The following is a 19,434-nucleotide window of genomic DNA, read 5'->3' as shown; positions in this document are numbered from 1 at the left end:
AAGTTTTACAAGAGCTATACCTAGGAGTTGGAGAAATGTCTGAGTACATTTCTTCTACTTCTCTTTCTGTTTCAGTGGCAATGTAACAAATAAAATCTCACTTAATGTTATAACAGTGAACCGTATTATAAATAAATTTTTCATTTGTATATAAAGAGTAAAAAAGACCATTGGACAAAAATCACCGATGGTCTTTTACACATTAATAGGTGGTATATAGATTTTCTAAAATAAGTATGTTTCTATTTCTAAAAAAATATGATGTAATATGAAGAGGAAAAAAGTATAAGTAGTCATAGAAGTGAGGAATTAAAGGTGAAGAAGTTTAAAAAGTTTTACTTGGAGATTACGAGTGTATGTAATCTTGCGTGCAGCTTTTGTCCGCCGACGGAAAGGCAGAAGCAATTCATTTCTGTGGAGGATTTTGCGAAAAGATTAGACCAAATTAAACCTCACACAGACTACATTTATTTGCATGTGAAGGGTGAGCCATTGCTCCATCCAAAAATAGATCAATTGTTAGATTTAAGCCATGAAAAAGGGTTTAAAGTTAATATTACAACGAATGGAACGTTAATTAATAAGAGAAGGCATAGGCTGTTAAATAAACCTGCGTTAAGACAAATGAATTTTTCATTACACAGTTTTGATGGACATCCAGGTTCGCAAGATAAAGAGGGTTATGTAAGAAGTATACTTTCTTTTATTAGAGAGGCGACAAGTCAATCGGATTTAATTGTTTCACTACGGTTATGGAATTTAACTCAGGATAATAAAACGAATGCTGAAATCCAGAAAAATAGAGATTTATTATCCATCATTGAAAATGAGTTTGGTCTATCTTACCAAATCGAAGAGAAGCTTACACCAGGAAAAGGTATAAAAATTGCGGAACGTGTCTTTATTAATCAAGACTATGAATTCCAGTGGCCGGCATTACATGAAGAAGAGGATGATGGAAAAGGATTCTGTCATGGTCTTCGAAATCAAGCAGGTATTTTAGCGAACGGAACGGTTATTCCTTGTTGTTTAGATGGTGAAGGGATTATTAACCTTGGGAATATTAATACTGACTCATTTTCTAACATTATAGAAGGTGAAAGAGCAACAAACATTGTAGATGGATTTTCGAAAAGGGTTGCAGTCGAAGAGCTATGCAGGAAATGTGGATACCGTAAAAGATTTGGAAAATAAATAAAAAACAAGCCCTCATCAAGCGAGGGCTTGTTTTTTATTCTTGATAAGAGCGTTCTAATTCATCAATTAAGGAGCCGACGTAAGAAACGGCTTTACGGATTGCATCTGGTTTTGACATATCGACTCCGGCATGTTGCATTAATTCAAGTGGTTTCATCGTACCACCAGCGCGAAGTACATCCAACCAGCGATCAACGGCAGGTTGCCCTTCCTCTTTAATCATTTGAGCTACCGCAGTAGATGCAGTGAGGCCTGCAGAATAGGTGTAAGAATACAAGCCCATATAATAATGAGGTTGACGCATCCAAGTTAAGCCAGCGCCTTCGTCAATTTCTACAGAATTCCCCCAGAATGTCGAAAGTACATTTGTTTTTATTTCAGTTAAGGTTGTAGCTGTAAGTGCTCCTCCTTCTTCTGCTAGTGTGTATACTCTTCTTTGATATTCTCCCTCAAGTAAGTGAGTAACAAAGTTATGATAATATGTGCCGAGTAGTTGCAGAATTACCCATCTGCGCATTCTCTTATCGTCAGTTGTCGCTAATAAATGCTGGGCTAATAGTAATTCGTTCATCGTAGATGGTGCTTCGACAAAGTACATAGATGGACGTACATTCATAATACGCTGGTTTTTATTTGCTAAATAAAAATGACCAGCATGCCCAAATTCATGGGCTAATGTGAAGCATCCACGCATCGTATTTTGCCATGTAATTAAAATGTATGGATGAGAACCATATGGACTTGAGCAAAATGCCCCTGTTGATTTCCCAACATTATCTGCAAGATCGACCCATCTCTCTTTAAATCCTTTTTCGATAATGGAACCATATTCGTCGCCCAATACTTGTAAAGAGTCTTGAATGAGTTTTCCGGCTTCTTTGTATGTGATGGTTGGATTAAATTCGGGATCTAAAGGTGCATGTAAGTCACAGAACAGCATTTGATCGAGTCCTAGTACTTTCTTTTTTAAATCTGCAAAACGGCGCATATGAGGTGCCAATTCTTTGTATATAATATCAAGTTGATTGTCATACATTTCAAGTGGAACTTTTTGAGGTTCCAAAAGCATATGAGTAACAGATTCAAATTTGCGTAAACGAGAGAGTGTTACTTGTTTTTTTACTTCAGTCGCATATGTTGTGGCCACTGTATTTTTATATCGTTTTAAGGTAGAAACAAATGATGAGTACGCTTTTCTACGTATGTCTACGCTTGGAGAGAACTCATATTTACTTTCAAATAATGCAAATGATACAGGGAGTTCGTTCCCTTGTTCGTCTTGTATGGAGGTAAAATCCATATCGGCTAATTTAGTCATACCGTAAATTTTGTATGGAGAACTATGGACTTCACCAAGTGCAGCAAGAGCTTCTTCTGTTTCAGGAGAGAGCGTGTGCGGCCTTTTTTGTAGGATGTCTAGTAATGATTTACGGAAAGGTTCAAGTTTTATTTCTTCAGCTAAATACTTTTCAATTGTGCCTTCGTCGAATGAGAGGATTTCATTATGGATAAAGGATAATGCAGTATGTACTTTCGTCCATAAAGCAGCAATTTTGGAAGAGTGCGCTTGAATAACTGGATTTGTACGGTCAGTAGATTCTTTTAAATTTGCGTAGGAGTATAATTTTGTTAACTTCATTAAAAGCTCTTCTTCTAAAAGTAGGCAATGTAATAAGGTAGTGGAGCTAGTGTGTAATTGTCCTTTAAACGCATCAAGTTTTTTTATATCGTCTGTTAATACACGTAATGCAGTTTCCCACTCTTTATCAGATTCGTATAAATCAGAGAGGTCCCATGTTAGTTCAGTAGGGATTTCTGCGCGAATATGGCGTTTCTCAATTATATTTTTCATTTATTATATCCCCCTTATTATAAGTATCTAAAAACATGATACTAGAAAATTCAGTAAAATAAAAATATTATATATTTCTATATATATAAAAGAAGGACAAGCATAAAAATGCTTGTCCTTCGAGTTAAATTTAAAAATTAATATACTTTATCGCCGTTGAAAATAGAGTTTTTCACGACTACATAATCTACAGTACGAATTGAGTCTAATTTTGTTCCACCAGCGTAAGAGATAGAAGATTGAAGATCTTGTTCCATTTCGATTAAAGTGTCTTCTAAAGAACCTTTATGCTCAACGAACATTTTCTTACCTTCAACGTTTTTCTTCTCGCCTTTTTGGAATTCAGAAGCTGAACCAAAGTACTCTTTATAAAGTTTGCCGTCTTTTTCGATTGTTTCCCCTGGAGACTCTTCATGACCAGCGAATAGAGAACCGATCATAACCATAGTCGCCCCAAATCGAATAGATTTAGCTACGTCGCCGTGTGTACGAATACCACCGTCAGCGATAATTGGCTTACTTGCAGCTTTTGCACACCAGCGAAGTGCAGCTAGTTGCCAACCGCCAGTTCCAAAGCCTGTTTTAATTTTCGTAATACAAACTTTACCAGGTCCAATACCAACTTTTGTTGCGTCAGCACCAGCGTTTTCTAATTCTCTTACCGCTTCTGGAGTTCCAACATTTCCAGCGATAACGAAGCTTTCTGGTAAATGCTTTTTAATATGCTGAATCATGTTGATTACAGCATTAGAATGTCCGTGTGCGATATCAATCGTGATGTATTCAGGCGTAAGTTGCTCAGCAGCTAATTGTTGTACGAATTCATATTCGTCCTCTTTTACACCAACGCTAATAGAAGCGATTAATCCACGTGATTGCATATCTCTAATGAATGAGATACGTTTCTCTGGCTGGAAACGATGCATGATATAGAAGTAATTGTTTTCAGCTAAATAAGTTGCGATTCTTTCATCAATAATCGTTTGCATATTAGCAGGTACGACAGGTAATTTAAATTTATATTTACCTAAAGTGACAGTTGTATCACATTCAGAGCGGCTGTTCACAATACATTTTGCAGGAATTAATTGAATATCTTCATAGTCGAATACGTTTTCCATCATTTACACCCCTAAAATACGAATATTTTATTCATTTTGTTTAAAAATGTTCGTCCAAAGGATAATTTACATTATTTTCACTCATAAGTCAAAGGTTTTCATGTTTATATTTTAAAATTAAAATTTAGCCGCCTATGTTGTAAGTTCATATAACTAAAATGTGTTTAAACATAGCATTATTTGATGTAAAATGATGTTTGGAAAAGAAAAGTTAAATAGGTAAATTTAGGAGGGCTGTTAATGAAGCGCTTAGTATATATGGATTGGTTGCGTGTATTAGCAACAATCGCAGTGGTTACAATTCACGTTTCTGCTGGTTATGCTTCTATGCTAGATGCAAATAATGTATCACGCTGGATGGCTGGTAATCTATTTGAATCGATTTCACGTGCGAGTGTGCCGATTTTTGTAATGATTAGTGGAGCTTTATTGTTAAAAGGAACGAAAGATATTTCGGTTGGAGAATTTTTACAGAAGCGTGCAAGTAAAGTAATTATACCTTTTGTAGCTTGGAGTGCTATATTTTATGCATATGGAGCATATGCAGGATATTTCCCAGCATCTTTAAAGCAAGGGATAAAGCACTTTTTAACGGATACAATTGGAGGACATTTATGGTTCTTATACATGATTGTAGGGATATATTTAATTACACCGTTACTGAAAATCTTTGTGAAGAACGCCAAAAAAAGAGAGATAGAATACTTTTTAATTTTATGGTTATATGCGTCTGTTGTAGTCAATTTAGTTAAATATTATTATCCTATCAACTTTAATATTGAATTATTTTACGTTACAAATTATGTAGGGTATTTCTTACTTGGTTATTATTTATCTAATTTTGATATTTCGAAAAAATGGAGAAGTATTTCTTACATTGGCGGACTTGTAGGATTTATTAGTACATTCTTTATTACTTATTACTATACGGTAAAAGCAAATGGACAGTTAGAGCAGTTTTGGTACGGATATTTTGCACCAGGCGTTGTACTGATGGCGATTGGATTATTTGTATTTTTCAAATATGCTTTCCAAAAATCAGAAAGAGAATTACCATTGTTATTCCGTTTTATAAATCAAGCAAGCCTTGGAATCTATATTCTTCACTTCTTCTTATTAAATAACTTGTTGTACATGGTTTTCCCTAAAGTAAATGAACGTGTACATGCAATATTGGCAATACCTATTAATGTAACGATTACAATTGTTCTTAGTCTGATAATCACGTTAGTATTGCAAAGAATACCAGTTGTGAAAAAATTGGTTCCGTAAAAATGAATACAGTATAGATAGGGCAGACTTAGTATGAAGGCTGCCCTTTACTATTTTAAAATTATACTTAGATAAATTTAGGTTTAAACGAATTAAAAACAGTGGATTAATATAGTATCTTACTATAGTCTAAAGTGAGGTATGAAGAACAGAATAGATTAAATATAAAATCAAATGAGGTTAATATATGAGTAAAAAAAGCTTTAGTAATTATGCATTAAGTAAAGAAGTAAGACGAGCACTTACTGGTTTAGGATATGAGCATCCAACAGAAGTGCAAGGAGAAGTTATTCCAGTTGCATTGCAAAAGAAGGATCTTGTTGTAAAGTCGCAAACGGGAAGTGGAAAAACGGCTTCGTTCGGAATACCACTTTGTGAAATGGTAGAGTGGGAAGAGAATAAACCACAAGCATTAGTTTTAACACCAACGAGGGAACTTGCTGTTCAAGTGAAAGAAGATATTATGAATATAGGACGATTCAAGAGAATTAAAGCTGCTGCAATTTATGGTAAATCTCCATTTGCACGTCAAAAATTAGAGTTAAAACAAAAGACGCATATTGTAGTAGGGACTCCAGGACGTGTGTTGGATCATATTGAAAAAGGGACTCTTTCTTTAGAGCGATTGAAATATTTAGTGATTGATGAAGCAGATGAAATGCTAAATATGGGCTTTATCGATCAAGTAGAGGCAATTATTGATGAATTACCTACAAAAAGAATGACAATGCTATTTTCAGCAACCCTACCGGAAGATGTTGAAAAATTATCCCGTACATATATGAATGCGCCAACTCATATTGAAATTAAAGCAGCTGGGATTACAACAGATAAAATTGAACATACCCTTTTTGAAGTAAGAGAAGAAGAAAAACTTTCACTTCTTAAGGATATAACTATGATTGAAAATCCAGACAGCTGTATTATTTTTTGTCGTACACAAGAAAACGTAGACAATGTATATAGACAGCTAAAACGAGTTAATTATCCTTGTGACAAAATACATGGTGGTATGGTACAGGAAGATCGTTTTGAAGTTATGGATGATTTTAGAAAAGGAAAGTTCCGTTATTTAGTAGCAACTGATGTAGCTGCGAGAGGAATTGATATTGATAATATTACACATGTTGTTAATTACGATATTCCATTAGAAAAAGAAAGCTATGTACATCGTACAGGAAGAACAGGACGAGCTGGTAATAGTGGAAAAGCCATTACATTTATAACGCCTTATGAAAATAGATTTTTAGAAGAGATTGAGGAATATATCGGATTTGAAATTCCAAAGGAACTGGCACCTTCAAAAGAAAAAGTTATAAAAGGGAAAGCAGCATTTGAAGAAAAGATATATGCTAAACCAGTTATAAAGAAAGATAAAAATGCAGACCTAAACAAAGGAATTATGAAATTGTACTTTAATGGCGGAAAGAAAAAGAAAATTAGGGCAGTAGATTTCGTTGGTACAATTGCTAAAATTCAAGGTGTTTCTGCTGATGATATAGGTATTATTACAATACAAGATAATGTTTCTTATGTTGAAATATTAAACGGAAAAGGACCACTTGTTTTAAAGATTATGAGAAATACAACGATAAAAGGTAAACAATTAAAAGTTCATGAGGCAATTAAATAAATGAAAATATCCACTTTAAAGGTGGATATTTTTTTGAGGATTACTTATAGATCGGACAATTTGAATGGACTTTAACTAATACGTGATTGATGATTGTGTTTTTGTATGTTATTATATTTATTTAATTTTTTTGCCATTGAATGGAGAAGTTGTTAATTCATTGAGGGATATATTTTTATATAAGTAAATCAATTTCAATTTAATTGTTGTAAGCTATAAAAAGTAAGGACGGTGTTTATTAAATGAATTTGACTCAAGATAGGTGGAGTTTAAAATGGCTTCATTTTTATTTGATTGTAGTAGTTGTTGCATCTTTGTTATTACGTTTATATTTAGCATTTCATTTAGAAGGATATGAACGAGATCAACTATTTTTTGTGGATTGGATGAATACAGTAGGTAAATATGGACTAGGTGATGTGTATGCACATGGAGATTTAGTAAACTATCCGCCATTTTTCTTAGCTCTTTTAGGTATTTATGGAGGTATATTGTCATTTTTTAATACATCTGTGGAAGCTGCGGGTGTTTTAATTCGGATCCCATCCATTGTATTTGAAGTAGTAGCTATAATCATTTTTGCTATAGTTTCTAAAAGGATGGACAATTCGATTGTGAGAGCAGCGTTAGTAACATTTTTTGCATTTAGTCCAGCCGTTATAGTGGATGGTACTATTTGGGGTCAAGTAGATATGCTACATAGTATATTGATGGTTAGTTCTATTTTATTACTAATGTCTAAGCCAACTTGGTCTGGTGCTATTTATGCTATAGCATTACTAGCTAAATTTCAATCAATCGTAATTGCGCCTGTGTTTGCTATGTATTTCTTAAAAATCATTTGGGAAAAGAAAGAAGGCAAGCAATTAACTAAATTTATAATAGGGTTCGGTATCCCGTTATTAATATTCGGTCTTTATTTCGCAGCTCATGGAACATTTATCACGATGTTAAAGCAAGCATATTTAAATGCGGTGGGGACGTTCCCAACAGTAACTGTATTTGCTATGAACATTTGGTATTACGCAATTGGTACGGATCCTAATACAGTGGATACTATTCAAATTTTACCGCATATTACATTAAAAACAGTTGGATTAATACTCTTGTCTATTGCAGCGGCATTAACTTGTTTGTATGTCTTTTTCCATCGTCATATGAATACGGCAGTTCTATTAAAAGCAGCGACTTTTATAAGCTTTGCGTTCTTTATGTTACCTACGCAAATGCATGAGAGATATGCTTTCCCAGCATTAGTATTTGTTATCTTTTTACTGCTATATGAAATGAAGTGGACAGGAATAGCTTTAGGATTAACGTTAACAATCTTTTTAAATATAGTAATGGTTCTGTATGCGGGCTCTAATACGAATATGGGAATGTTTATCGTTACTATTAATGTTTTTATTTTCTATGCTATGTGTAAATTATTAGTAAAAGAGTATTATGATCGCTTTGGATTGCTAATAAAGAAACAGTAAAAATTATAACTTTAGAGAGAAGTACATTTTGCTAGTATGCAAAATGTACTTTTTTATTTTGGAAGAGTAAAATCCAATAAAAAATAATACAATCATTCGGATAGTTGAAGTTCATTTTTATCCCGCTTTAATGGGCAGTAAGACCCCCCACCTCAAAATTCAGCGAAAGCAAAGAAGTTAGGTGGGGGTCGGGCTGCCCATTAAAGTCCGATTGGTGAGGGCTAATAATCAGTGGGGGATGAAGAAAACCCCCACTGATTAAAGTTTCACTTTATAGTTATTAGGCTTCTTCTAAATCATCAATCAACTTCTCAGCTAAGCGCCTATACATATTACTCATCGACACAAATGATGTTAGTAATAAAAATTTCTCTAGGTTCGGATCTTCTAAAGAAGAAATCTCGCTTACTTCTGAAACACGGTTATTTACGTCTTGTGTAAAGCTTTCGACGTTGTTTTCGGTAAGAGAAAGATAATCTTTATATAGCGTATTTAATTCGAATGAATCATCGCTTAATAAGGATTCATTTATATTTTTTAAGGAGCTTTTTATGTCATTAATGGAAAGGGCCCCTTTTAATTGATAAATTAAGCTAATTAAAATCATATGATCTTTTGAGTATTTTTTATTTTTGATTGGAATAAACAGTTTACCTTTTGCGTAATTGTTAATCATTGTTTTTGTTAATACTTTTTCATCATCGGTTCTTGTTGTATCCGCATAAGTATTTTCAAATAGTTGGACAACCTGGTCTACATACAAGTCGACATTTGGAATATCCTCAAGCGTAATATTTTTTTCTAAATGTAATGCTTCAAGTAATTTGTTTATATTTTCCACGTAGAACCCCTCGCTTTTATAACTTAGTGGAGTATAATGTTTAGTTTATCTTTAAATATGGTATTACGAAACAAATGAATTGTAAATGTTGACCTATAAGATTAATGTGTATATAATTACATGTAGTTATCAAAACTACATGTAATTATATGAGGGGTGTTTATATGAATGCGTATATAAGAGAACCGGTTAATGCTTTTACCCATTTGGGAGGAGCTGTATTATCATTTGTTGCATTATTAGCTATGCTTGTAAAAGTTTCTGTTAAAATGCCATCTTTTGCGTCAATTACAGCTGTTATTTTGTTTGGTATCGGAATGATGGTTCTGTATACAGCATCAGCTGTATACCATAGTGTTGTAGCCAGTGAACGAGTTATTTATTTCTTTCGAAAGCTCGATCACTCTATGATTTTTATATTAATTGCAGGTACATATGCACCATTTTGTTTAATTACATTACATTCCACAAACGGTTTATTATTATTTTGTTTAGTGTATGCAACGGCCATTTGTGGTATTGTTTTTAAAATGTTTTGGTTTAGTTGTCCGAGATGGTTATCAACAGCAATTTATATTATAATGGGCTGGTTAATTGTTCTGTTCTTTGCACCATTAGCTGCTAACTTAAGTGCAGGAGGTATCGTGCTTCTAGTGCTTGGGGGCATTTTTTATACGATTGGTGGATTTATTTATGGAACAAAGCCAAAATGGTTAGAGTTTAAACATATGGGGCATCATGAAATTTTTCACGTGTTCGTGTTATTGGGAAGCCTTGCCCACTTTTTAAGTGTATATTGCTACGTAATTTAACAAGATGAAATTCCCGAGTGATTTTTATTTTTCTTGATTAACAAATAAAGATATAGACACATATGTATGTTAAAGAGTTGCATAACGTAAAGGTTATGCGGCTCTTTTTTTATGAATAATAATTAAAAATGAATTTTAAAAATTATCAGTCTTTTTATGGTAGGATAGATATGTATTAAGGTTATAAAATTTTATAATTAATAATTAGTGGGGGACTATATATGGCGATACTTATAACGGGTGGAGCAGGATATATTGGTAGTCATACGTGTATAGAATTATTAAATAGTAATTATAAAATTATAGTCGTAGATAATCTTTCAAATAGTTCAATCGAGTCTTTAAACCGAGTAAAAGAGATAACAGGAAAACAATTCGAATTTTATAAAGAAAGTGTTTTAAATCGTGAAAAAATGAATGAGATTTTTTTGAGAAATAACATTGAAGCGGTTATACATTTTGCTGGATTTAAAGCGGTGGGGGAATCAACTACAATTCCTCTTGTATATTATTATAATAATATAATAAGTACGATCATACTATGTGATGTGATGCAGAAACATAACGTAAAAAAATTTATTTTTAGTTCATCTGCAACTGTATATGGAATACCAAAAACATCACCAATTACAGAAGAATTTCCGCTCAGTGTGACAAATCCATATGGACAAACAAAATTAATGATTGAGCAAATTATGCGTGATGTAGCAAAAGCTGATGATGAATGGAGTATTGCGTTACTTCGTTATTTCAATCCATTTGGAGCACATAAAAGTGGCCGTATTGGAGAGGATCCAAATGGAGTTCCGAATAATTTAATGCCATATGTAACGCAGGTGGCGGTAGGTAAGTTAAAAGAGCTAAATATATTCGGAAATGATTATCCAACGAAAGATGGGACAGGTGTCCGTGATTATATTCACGTTGTTGATCTTGCAAAAGGACATGTAAAGGCACTTGAGAAAGTACTTGAGACGAAAGGGATTGAGGCATACAATCTTGGCACAGGTAAAGGATATAGTGTATTGGAGATGGTAAAGGCTTTTGAGAGGGTTTCAGGTAAGAAAATACCTTATAAAGTAATAGGGCGTCGTCCTGGTGATGTAGCAATATGTTTTGCTGATGTATCTAAAGCGAAACGAGAATTAGGATGGGAAGCGGAATATGGGTTAGAAGAAATGTGTGTAGATTCTTGGAGATGGCAGGTAAATAATAAAAATGGTTATCAAATGATTTAAGCGAGTTAGTAAAGTATTCTTTTATAGGATACTTTATTTTTATTGTATGTATATAATAAATTCTGTTTTTTATGCTGTTACCTGAGGTCAGTAATATACTCATTTTAGGAAAAAGAAATGAATGAAATATTACTGACCATAGTATTGCAATAGAATCGCTTCTATTGCATATATTTATAGATTATTGATAGGAAAAAGAGACCTTTAATGAATGCGAACAAATTGTTTATGATACACTGTATTACCTTCTTGACTTGTATAGGGTGGGAGGCTTCGGCCGAAGCAATTGGCAATAATGTTAGAATGAGTAGGATAGGAAATACGAATTTCATACAAATTAATAGCTTCATCTAAATTAGCATAAAATACTGCTAGGTTGTTACCTTGTAAAAGGTATGGGAATTCTACTACTGTATCTTCACCAATGAGTACAGGTAATTTTACAGGATTAGAATAGTTAGACCAATCCCAAACCTCTATATTTACATAGTGTGCGTAATATGCATCTAAATTTACAACGTTTATTACTGCCGAAACTGTTGCAGGATCTCTTGTTAATACACCTGTTGAATGAATCACAGATTGATTCGGATAATGATGAGGCATAAATGTCAAACCTTTCAAATTTAATATGATTGTACAATATTCTATGCAGATCATTGATAGAATGAGATAGGGAGGATGCATTATTCTATCAATTTTTTATAGAAATAAAAAATGTAATATGGAAGAGTATTCTAGTACTTGTATCATTGTTAAAGTACGTTTATAATCAAATAATCCTATTAGCTTTTAATTGAGTCACGCATTATTGAAAGCGTTTTTATAACGTGATACATTTTGATTGACATGATTACTGTATGGTATGTATTGAGGGGATTTTTTTATTGTTTTTTAAGGTAGGAAGTCTGACTTATTTGGATGTAAAATTATGTGTGTAGTTTTAAATAGGAAGAAAAATAATATAGGTATCACTTTATAGTGCGGGGAGGTTAAAGGTGTGAAAGGGAAAGATTTTCACACGAATATATATGGGATATGTAGGATTATTACTTTCGGGTGCAGCTTTATTTTTGAATAGCCTTGTTATATTAGGAAAAGCAGAGATGAAAAGTGCGGGTGTTTTTAATTTATTTGTAGGTGCACTACAAATTATTATTCCGTTCTATTTGATCATGATTTCTGACCAAAGCAATTGGACAGTTTATTCATATGCAGCTACTTTCTTATTTGGATTAACCTATTTATATGTAGGTGTTACTTTTATAAAAGGAATGGATAGTAGCGGTTTAGGTTGGTTTTGTATATGGGTAGCAATTATTGCTTTATTCTATATGGTTGTTTCATTTGTTCAATTCCACGATGTTGTGAATGCATTAACGTGGTTTATGTGGGCATTACTTTGGTATTTATTCTTTGTATTAAATACACAAAAAAAGAATATCAATCAATATCTTGGAAGAATTGCCTTCGTACAATCATGGGTAACATTGACGTTGCCTTCACTCTTTTATTTTATGGGAGTATGGGGAGAGGGATTCGTATATGAACTATGGGTTTATGTATCCGTAATTTCTATTTTATATTTCTGTTATTGTATTTATAAATATCGAGTACGTTAATATATTTTCTGTAGAAAAGCATGGAATCGTTAAACGAATTCCATGCTTTTTATATATGAGCATTTATAATAGAGAGGTAGTATTTTACATTTTATCAAAATGGGGATGATGAAATTGAAAAAGGTATTGGTGCTAGGGGGAACAAGATTTTTTGGTAAACATTTAGTAGAAGCACTTTTGCAAGATGGACACGATGTAACGATTGCGACGAGAGGGATTACAGAAGATTCTTTTGGAAGTACAGTAAAAAGACTTATTGTAGATAGAGAAGATGAAAAACAACTAGCAGAGCGTCTAGAAGATAAAAGTTATGATATCGTATACGATAATTTATGCTATAGCTCGAATGCAGCGAAGGTAATATGTAAGGTGTTACGAGGAAAAACGAAGAAATACGTTATGACATCTTCAATGGCTGTTTACGAGCCAGCATTAGGATTGTTAGAAGAGAACTTTAATCCGTATGAGTATGCTATTACGTATGGGGATAGGAAGGATTTTAATTATGGTGAAGGCAAGCGATTAGCTGAAGCTGCTGTATTTCAACAAGCAACATTTCCAGTTGTTGCAGTACGTTTTCCAGTTGTTGCAGTACGTTTTCCAGTTGTTATTGGAGAAAACGATTATACGAAAAGGTTATATTTTTACGTTGAACATATTGTGAAGCAAGAGCCTGTCGCCGTGAAGCATTTAGATGGAGAGTTGTCATTTATACATGAGAAAGAAGCAGGAGAATTTTTAGCTTGGTGCGGGATGAAGGACATAGAAGGGCCAATTAACGCTTGTAGCAACGGGGTAGTTTCTACTAGCGAAGTCATTCATTTTATAGAAGAAAATACGGGAATAAAAGCACTCGTTCAAAAAGAAGGAGAACATGTAGCGCCTTACAATGAAGTGATTAATTGTACATTACATAATGGAAAAGCCAGTGAATTAGGATTCAAGTTCCGAGAGTTGAAAATAGACATAGAACAAGTATTACGGTATTACATACATGCAATGAAATAATCATAAATCCCCCGGTGGCAATCCGGGGGATTCTGGAGGATTTCGACAATACTAATTTTACATTACCAAACTTACCTTATACGCACGACTAATGTTTTTGTGATTGAATGGCTTGTAAATACTTTTCATTTACCTGGTCCCAGTTCACTGTATGCCACCAATTGGTAACAAATTCTGGACGCCGATTTTGATACTTTAAATAATAGGCGTGTTCCCATACATCGATGACGAGTAATGGAATTTTACCTTCTTGCAAAGGTGTATCTTGATTTGGTGTACTCATAACGGAAAGTTCCTCACCGTCCATAACAAGCCACCCGTAGCCACTTCCAAAACGACTAATAGCTGCTTTTGAAAGTTGATCTTTTAAGTTGTCAAAGGTATTGAAATAATAATCAATTACTTTTGCAACGTCTCCATTAGGCTCACCGCCACCTCGTGGGCTCATTACTTCCCAAAAAAGACTATGACAATAGTGACCACCACCGTTATTTCTTACAGCTGTAACAATTTCATTTGGTAAAACGTCTAAATTACATAGTAACTCTTCTAAAGACTTATTATGTAATTCCGTATAGTTTTCTAAAGCGGCATTTAAGTTGTTTACGTATGTCGCATGGTGCTTTCCGTGATGAATGGAAAGCGTGTTGCTATCGATATATGGCTCTAGTTCATCATAGTCATATGAAAGCTTTGGCAATTGAAATGAAGACATAACATTACCTCCTTTCTCTTTAAAAGTTGGTCTAGGTAAAAAAACTTTACCTGAGTCAAAAATACACCTATTTTTTATGTAAGTCAATAGTAATGTCTTTAATTTTCTGAAAAATATTACAATAAAGGTAACACTTTCATTTTCATTTGTGACTCTTATTCTTTTTGCTTATACTGTAAAGTAGAACGTTTTGGTGAAATAGAAGGAGATCGTTTATGAGTAAAACGAAACAATTAATAGAGGAAGCGAGTCAGTTTATTACGATTTGCTATAAAGAGCTAAATAAAGAGCAATTCATAGAAGAGCGTGTGAAAGAAATTCAAGTTGAGATAGAGAAGACGGGGACGTATGAGCATACATTTGAAGAACTTGTTCATGGATCGCGAATGGCATGGCGCAATAGTAATCGATGTATCGGAAGACTATTTTGGAGTAAGATGCACATATTAGATGCACGTGAAGTAAATGATGAGAACGGTGTATATAATGCATTAATTCATCATATTAAATATGCAACGAACGATGGGAAAGTGAAACCAACAATTACGATTTTTAAGCAATATCAAAGTGAAGAAAATAATATACGAATTTATAATCACCAATTGATTCGGTATGCAGGATATAAAACAGAAATGGGAGTGATCGGTGACTCTCATTCCACTGTGTTTACGGATTTTTGCCAGGAACTTGGCTGGCAAGGAGAAGGTACGAATTTTGATGTATTGCCGCTTGTTTTTTCTGTCGATGGAAAGGAACCTGTATATAAAGAAATTCCTAAAAAAGAAGTGAAAGAGGTACCGATTGAACATCCAGAGTACCCAATCTCATCTTTAGGTGTAAAATGGTATGGGGTTCCAATGATTTCAGATATGCGCTTAGAAATTGGCGGTATTTCCTATACAGCTGCTCCGTTCAACGGATGGTATATGGGGACGGAGATTGGGGCTCGTAACTTGGCGGATTATGATCGTTATAATTTACTGCCGGCTGTTGCGGAGATGATGGAGTTAGATACATCGAGAAACGGTACGTTATGGAAAGACAAGGCACTAATTGAGTTGAATATTGCTGTATTACATTCCTTCAAAAAACAAGGAGTTAGTATTGTGGATCACCATACAGCTGCACAACAGTTTCAACAATTTGAGAAGCAAGAAGCAGCATGTGGACGGGTTGTAACAGGCAATTGGGTGTGGCTCATTCCACCGTTGTCGCCAGCTACCACTCATATTTATCATAAACCGTATCCGAATGAAATTTTGAAGCCGAATTTCTTTCATAAATGATATTTAGTATAGTTTTTTTATGAAAAATATAATTTTTTTTAATTACTGTTACGTAGCAAATGGAAGCCTTTACGCTCGGTTATTTTTGGAAGGAGCTTTTTGAACCAAGGAGTTCCTTATGTTATAATCAAATTTCTGTTTCGAAGACCTTATAGAAATATAAGGTCTTTTGTTTTGCTTTTTTATGTAATAGGAATGGAAATTTTCTTTTAAATAAGGGATTTAGCATATTTTTAGGGACAACATAAGTGTGTAGAAAATCGATGAATTATTATGCTTATATAATCATTATGTTTTGGGTGTAAACAATAAAACATAATAAAGTTGTTTTTTTAGATTGCTGAGGAAGGAGGAAGTGTAATTGAGAATGAAGAGTCGAAAAACAGATTGGCCCGTATTTCTTATTAGTGGTGGCTCACTTTTATTATTTGTAATTGCAGTTATTTTAAATAAAAGTTACGTAGAGGGAGTCATTAATAGAAGTTTTGCAGCTTCGATTAAATATTTTGGTGCCTTTTGGCAGGTTTTATTAATTGGTACATTTATTGTGGCAATGTGTATGGCGTTTTCAAAATATGGGAGAGTTAAACTTGGGGGGCTAGAAAAACCTGAGATTAGTACGACAAAATGGCTCGCTATTATTATGTCTACATTACTTGCCGGAGGTGGCGTTTTTTGGGCAGCTGCAGAGCCGATGTACCATTTGATGACGGTGCCACCAATACATGAAGGTATAACTGCTGGAACGAAAGAAGCAGTAATGCCTGCTTTAGCACAAAGTTATATGCATTGGGGTTTCCTCGCTTGGACGATTTTAGGTACAATTAGTGCGGTAGTTATGATGTACGGACACTATCATAAAGGTATGCCGTTAAAGCCTCGAACGCTTTTATATCCTATTTTTGGGGAGAGATTGCGAAAGAGTTGGCTTGGAACAATGATTGACGTATTTGCCATTATTGCGGTTGCTGCAGGGACGATTGGTCCAATCGGATTTTTAGGACTACAAGCAAGTTATGGATTACAAGCATTGTTTAACATTCCTGATGTGTTTACTACTCAATTAGCCATTATTGTTTGTGTAGTAGCTGTTTCTACTATATCTGCGGTAACGGGAATTGATAAAGGGATCCAAATTATAAGTAATTTAAATGTTAGGTTAGCAGTTTTATTAATGGCATTCGTATTACTGTTTGGACCAGGTGGATTTATTATTGATTCATTTGTTTCTTCGTTTGGATTTTATATAAATGAATTTATTCCAATGAGCACATATCGTGGTGATACAGGTTGGTTAGGGTCATGGACAATCTTTTTCTGGGGATGGTTTATTGGATACGGACCGATGATGGCAATTTTAGTCAGCCGTATTTCAAGAGGAAGAACAATCCGAGAAATCATCGTTGCAATTGGAATCATTGCACCTATTATTACAACGTTTTGGTTTACGATTTTGGGAGGATCAGGTGTATTTTATGAGTTAATGAATCCTGGTTCTATCTCGACTGCATTAAGTGAATCTGGTATGCCAGCGGCTATGATTGCAATTACAGAGCAACTGCCACTCTCTCATATTATTGGACCTGCATTTCTTTTATTAACAATTTTATTTGTAGTGACAACAGGAGATTCAATGGCTTATTCGATTTCAATGGCAGTGACTGGAGATGGAGATCCTAGAATTAGCTTGCGAGTGTTTTGGTCGCTTATTATGGGCGCAGTTGCAGCGATTCTTTTATACATGGGTGAGGGAAGTATTAACGCCTTACAATCATTCATCGTAGTAACAGCTGTCCCGGTATCCATTCTGTTATTCCCAATGCTATGGCTAGCGCCTAAAGTTGCAGGGGAATTAGCCTTAAAACAAGGTATTGTAAAAGAAGAAGAGAAAACTTCCTTCTTGTTTCAAAAAGCTAGTAAATCAAAATAAATAATTGTATTTATATAAAAAGAGGAAGCATCTCATTTGAGATGCTTCCTCTTTGCTATTTATCCAACTACTTTTCTTGAAGGATACAGTTTCAATCTATTCTAATACTTTATCTTTCGTCTCTGGGACACATAATAGCATTGTAACTAAACCGATTGGATAGATAATGAAGATGAGAGATAATGCTCCCATTAAATTTCCACCTGCAGCAAGTAATCCGATAATAACAGGTCCAAATCCAGCTAAACCGCGTCCTGTACCGAAAATAAAGTTTTCTGCTGTCGAGCGAGCTTCGGCAGGATAGTTTTCAGCTAAAACTGCGCCAAATCCGCCCATCATGCCATTTGCAAAGAATCCAAGCAATGCACTTCCCCATAACAATAATGTTGATTCTGTGAATAAGAAGAAGTAAATGAGACAGTATATAGTACCACCAACATAATAGATTGTAAAAGTTTTACGGCGGCCAATTTTATCGGCTAGAATACCAAATGTTGCAATTCCAATTAGCATGCCGATCGTAGAGATGAACATCCAACCGCTCGCTTTTGCTAACGTGTAGTTATATTTATTTGCCAAAATAGTTGGCATCCATGTGAAAATCCCATAATATCCAAAGTTCTGGATGAATGACATAATAATAAGACCAATGGTTGTTATCGTTACTTTTTTATTGGCAAATAACTTTCGAAGTGGGAACTTTTTCATTTGCTTTAGTTGTTCTGCCTCAGTAGTTGTTAAATTACCTTCAGCTTCTTTTTGTAACAACTCTTTTTTGTATCTTTGTTTTTGTTCCCATATTTTTGGTTCACTTAAACTTTTGCGTACATAGACAGCTAGTAGAGCGGGAATGAGCCCAAATAGGAAAACAGCTCTCCATCCGAAATGCGGGACGATAAATGCTGGAAGGAGTGAAGCGACTAGTACGCCAAATTGCCATCCAAGTGCAACAACGGATGTTGCCTTAGCGCGCATTTCTTTAGACCATGTTTCAGTTACGATGGCCATCCCAATCCCGAATTCACCACCAACTCCCATTCCAACTAAAAAGCGGAGAATTAATAATTGCCAATAATCTGTTGCGAAATAAATAAGTGCTGTTGCTAGTGAGAATAGTAAGATTGTGAAGGCCATCGTACGGATACGCCCAAATAAATCAGCAATAAATCCAAATAAATAAGACCCAATTAGCATTCCTATTGTGGTAGCTAATGTTAAGTTTCCACCTTCAACAGGGCTTAAATGAAATTCTTTTAAAATGTAGACGAGTACGAAAGATAAGAGCAACATATCTAAACCTTCTGCTGCATATCCTAGCGCAGAACCAAATAATGTTTTATATCTTTTCTCTTTCGTCTCCTCTGTTGTTGATTGTACATCAGTAGTGACGTTCATCATTACTCCTCCTTATTTTCTTCTACAGTCG

The 19,434-nt window shown here is 34.3% G+C and carries 16 protein-coding genes; 10 read left to right on the top strand and 6 right to left on the bottom strand.

Annotated elements, in window-relative coordinates; genetic code table 11:
- Positions 1-315: 315 nt before the first annotated feature.
- Positions 316-1,194, top strand: coding sequence for a radical SAM/SPASM domain-containing protein (locus ACHZK0_RS26605; RefSeq protein ID WP_064472508.1), 879 nt, complete (start codon positions 316-318; stop codon positions 1,192-1,194).
- Between the two features lie 37 nt (positions 1,195-1,231).
- Here ACHZK0_RS26605 and pepF read toward each other — a convergent pair whose 3' ends face one another.
- Positions 1,232-3,049 carry an oligoendopeptidase F gene (pepF, locus tag ACHZK0_RS26600; protein WP_395761056.1) on the bottom strand — a complete coding sequence of 606 codons (1,818 nt, stop codon included), beginning with the start codon at positions 3,047-3,049 and terminating at the stop codon, positions 1,232-1,234.
- Between the two features lie 137 nt (positions 3,050-3,186).
- A complete protein-coding gene (guaC, locus tag ACHZK0_RS26595) occupies positions 3,187-4,170 on the bottom strand; it encodes a GMP reductase (RefSeq protein ID WP_262741936.1) in 984 nt (327 codons plus the stop codon).
- Between the two features lie 240 nt (positions 4,171-4,410).
- On the opposite strand from guaC, the gene ACHZK0_RS26590 reads away from it, so the two are divergent.
- The 3 genes from ACHZK0_RS26590 to ACHZK0_RS26580 all read left to right on the top strand — a co-directional run bounded on the left by ACHZK0_RS26590 (position 4,411) and on the right by ACHZK0_RS26580 (position 8,556).
- Complete coding sequence (locus tag ACHZK0_RS26590) at positions 4,411-5,442, top strand: acyltransferase (protein ID WP_262741934.1); 1,032 nt, start codon at positions 4,411-4,413, stop codon at positions 5,440-5,442.
- Between the two features lie 187 nt (positions 5,443-5,629).
- Positions 5,630-7,075 (top strand): ATP-dependent RNA helicase DbpA, encoded by a 1,446-nt coding sequence (gene dbpA, locus ACHZK0_RS26585; RefSeq protein WP_395761055.1) that lies wholly within the window; start codon positions 5,630-5,632, stop codon positions 7,073-7,075.
- A 242-nt stretch (positions 7,076-7,317) separates the two neighbouring features.
- Positions 7,318-8,556 carry a hypothetical protein gene (locus tag ACHZK0_RS26580; protein ID WP_262741930.1) on the top strand — a complete coding sequence of 413 codons (1,239 nt, stop codon included), beginning with the start codon at positions 7,318-7,320 and terminating at the stop codon, positions 8,554-8,556.
- A gap of 280 nt (positions 8,557-8,836) precedes the next feature.
- Here the strand turns inward: ACHZK0_RS26580 and ACHZK0_RS26575 are convergent, their stop codons facing one another.
- Positions 8,837-9,397, bottom strand: a complete 561-nt coding sequence (locus ACHZK0_RS26575) for a DUF1836 domain-containing protein (RefSeq protein ID WP_262741928.1) — start codon at positions 9,395-9,397, stop codon at positions 8,837-8,839.
- Between the two features lie 164 nt (positions 9,398-9,561).
- Between ACHZK0_RS26575 and trhA the strand changes: the two genes are divergently transcribed.
- Positions 9,562-10,209: a PAQR family membrane homeostasis protein TrhA gene (trhA, locus tag ACHZK0_RS26570; RefSeq protein ID WP_395761054.1), complete on the top strand. Its 648-nt coding sequence runs from the start codon at positions 9,562-9,564 to the stop codon at positions 10,207-10,209.
- Between the two features lie 221 nt (positions 10,210-10,430).
- Positions 10,431-11,447, top strand: coding sequence for a UDP-glucose 4-epimerase GalE (gene galE / locus ACHZK0_RS26565; protein ID WP_262741925.1), 1,017 nt, complete (start codon positions 10,431-10,433; stop codon positions 11,445-11,447).
- A 204-nt stretch (positions 11,448-11,651) separates the two neighbouring features.
- Here galE and ACHZK0_RS26560 read toward each other — a convergent pair whose 3' ends face one another.
- Entirely contained in the window at positions 11,652-12,053 is a 402-nt protein-coding gene (locus ACHZK0_RS26560) for a hypothetical protein (protein WP_262741924.1), read from the bottom strand.
- 425 nt (positions 12,054-12,478) lie between these two features.
- Here ACHZK0_RS26560 and ACHZK0_RS26555 point away from each other — a divergent pair, with 425 nt between their 5' ends.
- Both ACHZK0_RS26555 and ACHZK0_RS26550 read left to right on the top strand, forming a co-directional pair.
- On the top strand, positions 12,479-13,069 hold the full coding sequence (locus ACHZK0_RS26555; RefSeq protein ID WP_000542569.1) for an AmiS/UreI family transporter: 591 nt from the start codon (positions 12,479-12,481) through the stop codon (positions 13,067-13,069).
- Between the two features lie 105 nt (positions 13,070-13,174).
- On the top strand, positions 13,175-14,077 hold the full coding sequence (locus ACHZK0_RS26550; protein ID WP_395761053.1) for an NAD-dependent epimerase/dehydratase family protein: 903 nt from the start codon (positions 13,175-13,177) through the stop codon (positions 14,075-14,077).
- An 88-nt stretch (positions 14,078-14,165) separates the two neighbouring features.
- On the opposite strand, the gene sodA is transcribed toward ACHZK0_RS26550, so the two are convergent.
- Positions 14,166-14,792: a superoxide dismutase [Mn] gene (gene sodA / locus ACHZK0_RS26545; RefSeq protein WP_270340358.1), complete on the bottom strand. Its 627-nt coding sequence runs from the start codon at positions 14,790-14,792 to the stop codon at positions 14,166-14,168.
- A gap of 215 nt (positions 14,793-15,007) precedes the next feature.
- Here sodA and ACHZK0_RS26540 point away from each other — a divergent pair, with 215 nt between their 5' ends.
- Together ACHZK0_RS26540 and ACHZK0_RS26535 are read left to right on the top strand one after the other, a co-directional pair.
- On the top strand, positions 15,008-16,078 hold the full coding sequence (locus tag ACHZK0_RS26540; protein WP_270340359.1) for a nitric oxide synthase oxygenase: 1,071 nt from the start codon (positions 15,008-15,010) through the stop codon (positions 16,076-16,078).
- Positions 16,079-16,439: 361 nt separating this feature from the next.
- Positions 16,440-18,008 carry a BCCT family transporter gene (locus ACHZK0_RS26535; protein WP_262741919.1) on the top strand — a complete coding sequence of 523 codons (1,569 nt, stop codon included), beginning with the start codon at positions 16,440-16,442 and terminating at the stop codon, positions 18,006-18,008.
- Positions 18,009-18,104: 96 nt separating this feature from the next.
- Here the strand turns inward: ACHZK0_RS26535 and ACHZK0_RS26530 are convergent, their stop codons facing one another.
- Positions 18,105-19,403: an MFS transporter gene (locus tag ACHZK0_RS26530; RefSeq protein WP_262741918.1), complete on the bottom strand. Its 1,299-nt coding sequence runs from the start codon at positions 19,401-19,403 to the stop codon at positions 18,105-18,107.
- Positions 19,404-19,434 lie beyond the last annotated feature (31 nt).

This window comes from Bacillus sp. 3G2, assembly GCF_044324725.1.
Lineage (GTDB): Bacteria > Bacillota > Bacilli > Bacillales > Bacillaceae_G > Bacillus_A > Bacillus_A mobilis.
The sequence above is the reverse complement of the archived record's forward strand: the minus strand, read 5'-3'. Positions and strand labels throughout refer to the sequence as shown.